Genomic DNA, 6,388 nt, shown 5'->3' with positions numbered 1-6,388 from the left:
GGTGTCGAGTTCTTCGGTGACCGACAGGTCCTTGATGGCGAGGGTGGTAGTCATGGCAGTTCTCCTTGGGAGCGATTGGGACTTGGGTTCGGTTGGTTTGAGCATTGTTTCTGCGCTCGGGAGGTACAAACGCATGGAGTGTGCCAAGGCGAGCCATGCCATTGCAGATCTCCCGCAAACGCAGGCAGGGCTTGGGAAAAAGTTTTTTTGCGCCGGAAAAGAGGTGCCAGCAGGCCACGTGGGACGGCCTGGATCTGACGGGCGGCGGCCAACACAGCAACACCGTGTGTTCGCGCATGCGCGACAGGTGGCTGCTCTTGCGGCGCCATCGTGCCGCTTGCGTGGCTTGCCGGTGTTGATGCAATGCACGAGGGGTTTGCGATTGGCATGAGTGCGCACTAGTATCCATCGTGGGCAGGTACTCGCCGTAGAAGGGCGAGTGGGCGCTCAATGCGCAACTTCGCGCAATCACGTCGCGGCTGCATCGATGCCTAGCATTCCAGACCTGATACGTACCTTCCAAAGCGGTGGTCTGTCGCACGACGAGCTGTTGGCCCGCATTGACAGCACCTTGGCCGTGGACCAGGCCAGCGCGACGCAGCTGGCGGACATGCTCAGCGAGGAGAACACCCGCTTCCCGCTGCCGCCTGGCGTCTATGAAGAAGTGCTGAGGCGCATCGAGCGCCGCGGGGTAACCCAGTTCGAGGAGGGCGGCGAGGAAACCCGCGTGCAGACTGCTCGCGCCGGCATGGCGTCAGCGCCGTCCTCGGCACCGCCGCCGCCGGCCGACCAGGCGTTTGCCGGGGCGGAGCATACCAAAGGGGTGGGCGACACCTTGAATGGCCGCTTCGTGCTGGAGGAGTGCCTGGGCGTGGGCGGCATGGGGACGGTCTACAAGGCACTCGACCTGCGCAAGCTCGAGGCCTCGGACCGCAAGCCCTACATCGCCATCAAGGTCCTCAATGTGCAGTTCCGCGGTCATCCGAAATCGCTGATCGCGTTGCAGCGTGAGGCGCGCAAGGCGCAGACGCTAGCGCACCGCAATATCGTGACGGTCTATGACTTCGACCGCGACGGCTCGGTGGTGTACCTGACCATGGAGTACCTGTCCGGCAAGTCGCTCAATCGCGTCTTGCGCGCGCCGGACTTTGCCGGCATGCCTTACGCCAAGGCGCTGCCGATCATCACCGGCATGGGCCGGGCCTTGTCCTATGCGCACGAGCGTGGCTTCGTCCACTGCGACTTCAAGCCCGCCAATGTCTTCCTCACCGATAGCGGCGAAGTGAAGGTGATCGATTTCGGCATCGCGCGCGTCTTCCAGCAACCGGCGGACGACGCGGACCCGACTGTGTTCGATCCGGGTACGCTCGGTGGCATGACCCCCGCCTATGCCAGTCCAGAGATGTTCGAGCATCGCGAGCCGGATCCGCGTGACGACATCTACGCGCTGGCCTGCGTGACCTACGAACTGCTGACTGGCAGGCACCCCTACGAGCGGTTGTCGGCCAACCAGGCGCGCGGCGCGGCACTCAAGCCACAGCGCCCGAAGGTGCTCAGCCGCGGGCAGTGGCGTGCGCTGCGCGCGGCGCTGTCCTTCGATCGCGCGACGCGCACGCCTACCGTGGCGCGCTTCCTGGCTGAGATGGGCACCGAGCGCCGTGGTGGCATGCCGATGGCCAAGCTGGGCGCGGCGTCCGTGGCCGGCTTGCTGGTGGCCGGCGGGTTGGGTTACTACGTGTGGCGCTCGCGCGGCGCGCTGGAGGGCCAGCAGCCTGCGGCGCAGTCCGCTGCAAGCGCGGTCGGATCTGCAGCCCCGGAAGACGCAGCGGCGCCATCCGCTGCGCCGGGCTTGCCGCCGGCGCAACCGCGCCAGGAAGCCAAGGCCGAGCGCGCGCTCTCCATGCAGGCCGTGGAGCCGGTGCTGGCGCGCGCGCCTTGCTCGCTGCTGTCGGCCACCGGGCAGGACCATGTACTACAGGTGGGTGGCTATGTAGCGGAGCGCTTCGGCATCAAGCGGCTGAAAGATGAGCTGAGTGCAGTGCCCGGCGTGCAGACGCTGAACCTGGACGTGCAGCCGCTGGGCGATGACAAGTGCGACGTGGTCAAGCTGATCTCGCCCTACTGGTCGGGGCGCCGTACCGGCGCGGCCCTGACCACGATCCACACCCGGGCGCCTGGCGCGCAACTGACCGAGGGCACGCCACTGATCGTGGACATCACCACGCCACCGTACGACACCTATGTCTACGTCGACTACTACATGGCCGATGGCAAGGTCGTGCATATGGTGCCGAGCGAGCGCGCCAAGGCCAACCAGGCTCCCGCCAGCTACACCGCTGCCGTGGGCAGCCTGGGCGACTGGGTGATCTCGAAGCCGTTCGGCACGGAGTTGATCGTGCTGATCACCACGCCCGCGCCGCTGTTCGACGCGCTGCGCCCGGAGTCGGAGTCCAGGCAGGACTACCTGCGCGCGCTCGACCGGCAACTGGGTCCGATGGCGGCGAAGCACGGAGAAAGCCACATCGGTGCCGACATGGTGCAGATATCCACCAAACCGCGCTAGCAAGGCGGCGCTGGCAGCGGCTACTTCAGGTCCCGCAAGACGCGAAAGCCGTTTTGCGACTGGCGCACGCTCGCGCTGTACTTGAAGCGGGTGGATGAGAGCATGTAGCTAGCACCTTCATGCCACGAGCCGCCACGGATCACGCGTACGCTGCAGCCGGGCTCGTCCCAGGCGCGTCCGTCGGCAGGTGCGTTCTTGTACGAGATGTGCCAGCAGTCGGCGACCCATTCCCACACGCTGCCGTTCATGTCGTGGAGGCCATAGCCATTGGCGGCAAAGGAGCCGACGTTGGCGGGCGCGTCGGCATTCCACGGTTCGCCGCAGTCCTTGCAGTTGGCCGTGCCCTTGCGCATCTGGTCGCCCCACCAGTAGAGCGTCGAGGTGCCGCCCCGGGCGGCGTACTCCCACTCGGCTTCGGTCGGCAGGCGGTAGTGCTTGCCGCTGACCTTGCTCAACCAGGCGACGTACTGCTGGGCATCGTCCCAGCTTACATCGCGCACGGGTGCGTTCTTGGGCGCGTTGGCCACGGTGGCGATGCGCTGGCACGCGCCGGCGTCGGCGCAGGCGCCCCATTGTTCCACCGTGACTTCGTACTTGCCGATGGCAAAGGGCTGGCCGATGGTGACATGATGCGGCGGCTTCTCGGTCGGGTCGCCACCGTTGCTGCCCATGGTGAAGCTGCCCGCCGGCAGGCTGTGCAGCACGGGGCAGGCCGGGCAGTCCTTGACCTCGCCCGGCTTGATGTCGACTGTCACGGCGCCGGCCGCGGCAGCACGTTGCGTGGCGGGTGAGGGCGCGCTTGCGGCCGAGGCGGCCGGGGCGGGTGGAGCGGATGCAGCGGGTGCCGTTGGTGAGGGCGCGGCAGGCGGCGCTTGCACCTTGCCGGACTGCGCGCGTGCCGGCGGCGTGACGGTGCCTTGCGCGGTGGCTTGCCCGGATGAGGCGCCTGGCGTACGCGCACGCTCGGCAGGCGCGCCGGCCTGCGGCCCGGCCGCGCGCAGCCGTTCGATCCTGGCGCGTGCCAGCGGCGCGAAGCGGCCGTTCGGATAGGCTTTCAGGTAGGCCTCATAGTCGCTCGCGAAATTGCTGTTCTTGATGGAGTCCCAGAAGCTCAGCTCGTACTGCTCGTCACTGTCCTTGGGAAGGATGCCGCGATGCTGTGCAAGGATCAGCGGAGCGGCTTGCCTGAGCGCGGGAGTGAAGGCTGCATCGTCGCTGGTGGCCGCGGCGTTCGCCGCGAGCCGGAGCGGGGCGGATAACGACGATGACATCCACGGTTGCTGCCGCCGCCCGGTTTGCTGGCTCACGATTTCGCCAGCCCGGCGCAAGGCGGCCTCGGCATCGAGGCCGGGCATGCGCATCGTGCGCAGCAGGGCGGCGGTGAACGCGCCATGCTGCGCGTCCTCGGCTGCCACGACGCCGGGGGCCGTAGCATAGGCGATCAGCGTGTTGGCGGGGGCGGCGGCCGGCTTGACGGCACTGCCGCGATAGGGGTTGTCCAGGCAGCTATCGAGGATCACCACGTTAAGCATGTCCGGTCGCGGCGTCGACATGCTGGCCAGCACGGCGCCAAGCTCGGTGCCCGCTGTGAGCAGGCGGCCAGGTGTGCGGCTGCCGGCATCGATCGGAATCAGCACCGGGCTGTCCGCGACTTCGATGCCGTGTCCGGCGAAGTAGAACAAGCCTGTGCCGCCGGCCTGCAGGCGCTGCCGGAATTCGGCAAGCGCACGTGCCATGCCTTCCCGGTCGAGGTTCTCGCGGAGCATGACGTCGAAACCGAGCTCGGTCAATGCGCGGCGCATTGCCCGGGCGTCATTGGCGGCGTTTGGCAGCGGCTCGTCCGCATAGGCGGCGTTGCCAATGACCAGGGCAAGGCGCTTGGCCGGAACGCTCGCGGGGGCGGAGGCCGCGTGTTCTGCTTCGGCGGTGAGGGTTGGCGTGTCGATGCCGGCTTCGGCGCGCACGGCCGCAGCCAACCCGAGCAGGCACACGACAAGGAGTTTTCGCCACATATTCAGGCCTTGTTCGTACGGCGCCGAAGTGCATCGACGGTCCACGTGCCAACGGCGCGTCACGCGGCACGCGAGTGCGATGATGCCCGGCCATCACCTGGCCGGCCCGCCTTGTCCTTTGCGCCGACGTGATGCAGCGCGGGCGGCACTGGGCTGGCTCAATCAACCATAGCACAGCGATTGTGAATCCGGAGGTGCTTCGCAACACGGGGTGGCGTAGCAAGCTCACGCCCGCGCGCCGCCGGCGCGATGCAGGGTATCGCCAAGTATCTTTTTGCAGTTTTCCGTTCTAAGCTGAATGACAAAATTGGATGACGAAATGCAGTGCGCCGAGGCCTGAAGCCAATCAACGAATAAGCCAAAAGCCAAGCACCAATAGCAAGAACGCACCGCGTTTCGAGACAAGTTGTTCGGGAGGGCTATCGTATGCACAGGCGAACCGTGCTCGGCACATTGGCAGCATCGCTGCTGGCTCCGTTGCCCTCGATCTCGTTGTCCACGACATCCCCACCCAATGCCGAGGTCTACATCATCTGGCCGCCTGACGGCGCCGTGATCGACGGTGGCAAATTCTGGGTGCGCATGGGCCTGCGCAATATGGGGGTCGCTCCCAAGGGCATCGACATGGCCAACGTCGGCCACCACCACCTGTTGATCGACACGGACCTGCCGCCGATGGACAAGGAGATTCCGAACGACCGGAACCACCTGCACTTCGGTGCCGGCGAGACCGAGGCGCGGATCGAGCTGCCGCCGGGCAAGCACACCTTGCAGTTGCTGCTCGGCGACAAGGATCACAAGCCCCACGACCCGCCGATCTACTCCAGGAAGATCACCATCACCGTTCGATAAGGCCCCGGGCCGCCGGGCCGGCGGCACGATACGGGAGGACAGTCCATGCGTAAGCTCATTCCGGCTGCTGCGCTCGCCGCCAGCCTGCTTCTGATCGGTGGCATGCCGACCGGCGCAATCGCGGACACCACGCCCGCGCCCGCCCATGCCTACCTGTATATCGGCTTTCCCAACAACAACCAGGTCCTGCCGGCGGGCAAGCCGGTCAAGGTGTGGTTCGGGTTGCGCGGCATGGGCGTGGCGCCGCGCGGCGTGAAGTTTCCAAACAGCGGCCATCACCACCTGCTGATCGATACCGACCTGCCGCCCATGGACAAGGAAATCCCGAACGACCGCAACCATCTGCACTTCGGCGCCGGCGAGACGGAGACCACGATCGAGCTGCCGCCCGGCAAACATACCCTGCAACTGCTGATGGCCGACGACAAGCACATCCCGCACAACCCGCCGATCTACTCCAAGAAGATCACGATCTATGTGAAGTGACCCCGATCGCTAATTCGATTTCGAGCCTGGTTTCTCGCGGCGCCGCATGACGCGCGCCGCGGGGGCGCTTCACTGCTGATCTCATTGCGCGCTTGCCACGCGGCGCGCGCTACACAATTGCCCCGTGTCTTCGTCGCACCGGCCGCGCGGGTCGAGTGGGCAGGCGTTTGTCGTCAGCGAGCAAACACATGGTGTCTGTTGTGTTGGCCGCCGCCCGTCAGATCCAGGCCGTCCCACGTGGCCTGCTGGCACCTCTTTTCCGGCGCAAAAAAACTTTTTCCCAAGCCCTGCCTGCGTTTGCGGGCGATCTGCAATGGCATGGCCCGCCTTGGCACACTCCATGCGTTTGTACCTCCCGAGCGCAGCACAGATGCTCAACCCAACCGAACCCAAGTCCCAATCGCTCCCAAGGAGAACTGCCATGACTACCACCCTCGCCATCAAGGACCTGTCGGTCACCGAAGAACTCGACACC

4 protein-coding genes are annotated in these 6,388 nt (G+C 66.1%); 3 read left to right on the top strand and 1 reads right to left on the bottom strand.

The window, feature by feature from the left end; translation table 11 throughout:
* Nucleotides 1-487: 487 nt before the first annotated feature.
* A complete protein-coding gene (locus tag ACYP5B_RS53245; protein WP_459575575.1) occupies nt 488-2,563 on the top strand; it encodes a serine/threonine protein kinase in 2,076 nt (691 codons plus the stop codon).
* 20 nt (nt 2,564-2,583) lie between these two features.
* Here the strand turns inward: ACYP5B_RS53245 and ACYP5B_RS53240 are convergent, their stop codons facing one another.
* On the bottom strand, nt 2,584-4,575 hold the full coding sequence (locus ACYP5B_RS53240; RefSeq protein WP_459575573.1) for an SUMF1/EgtB/PvdO family nonheme iron enzyme: 1,992 nt from the start codon (nt 4,573-4,575) through the stop codon (nt 2,584-2,586).
* 426 nt (nt 4,576-5,001) lie between these two features.
* On the opposite strand from ACYP5B_RS53240, the gene ACYP5B_RS53235 reads away from it, so the two are divergent.
* Entirely contained in the window at nt 5,002-5,427 is a 426-nt protein-coding gene (locus ACYP5B_RS53235; protein WP_400103458.1) for a DUF4399 domain-containing protein, read from the top strand.
* A 45-nt stretch (nt 5,428-5,472) separates the two neighbouring features.
* Complete coding sequence (locus ACYP5B_RS53230; RefSeq protein ID WP_267603552.1) at nt 5,473-5,913, top strand: DUF4399 domain-containing protein; 441 nt, start codon at nt 5,473-5,475, stop codon at nt 5,911-5,913.
* The last annotated feature ends 475 nt before the right edge of the window (nt 5,914-6,388 follow it).

This window comes from Cupriavidus sp. 8B, assembly GCF_054589115.1.
Note: the sequence above shows the minus strand (reverse complement) of the source record. Positions and strands in the feature narration are given on the sequence as shown.

Excerpts from the sequence above, each read along its gene's own strand:
- ACYP5B_RS53245 (WP_459575575.1), top strand. The coding sequence starts at position 488 with ATGCCTAGCATTCCAGACCTGATACGTACCTTCCAAAGCGGTGGTCTG.
- ACYP5B_RS53240 (WP_459575573.1), bottom strand. The coding sequence starts at position 4,575 with ATGTGGCGAAAACTCCTTGTCGTGTGCCTGCTCGGGTTGGCTGCGGCC.
- ACYP5B_RS53235 (WP_400103458.1), top strand. The coding sequence starts at position 5,002 with ATGCACAGGCGAACCGTGCTCGGCACATTGGCAGCATCGCTGCTGGCT.
- ACYP5B_RS53230 (WP_267603552.1), top strand. The coding sequence starts at position 5,473 with ATGCGTAAGCTCATTCCGGCTGCTGCGCTCGCCGCCAGCCTGCTTCTG.